The 278-nt window shown below is 62.9% G+C and carries 1 protein-coding gene; it reads right to left on the minus strand.

The annotated features are described in order from the left end of the window. A partial coding sequence (locus tag EII42_RS13215; protein WP_158676545.1) for a hypothetical protein occupies positions 1–278 on the minus strand: 278 nt, incomplete at both ends.

Below are 278 nucleotides of genomic sequence, written 5' to 3' on the forward strand. Positions count from 1 at the left end.
CGCCTGCATAAAAGCCTGATCCAACGTCTGGCCCCGCTTCAACTTCTTGAACCAAACCGGGCTCACCCGCACCCGATCCAAGCAGCCCTCACCGTCGAACCACACCCGAACCAACCCAGCAGCACCAACACCACCGTCAGCGCCAAACACCCCAAGCTCACCCTCGGGATCCCCCTCACGATCCTGTCCCGGCGCCCAATCAGGCGGCGGAACATCCGGAACCCCCTCCTCCTCAGCCTCCTCAGCAGACCAATACAGCGCAGGAGACAAGGGGTCGT

This window comes from Tessaracoccus sp. OH4464_COT-324, assembly GCF_003932855.1.
Classification (GTDB): domain Bacteria; phylum Actinomycetota; class Actinomycetes; order Propionibacteriales; family Propionibacteriaceae; genus Arachnia.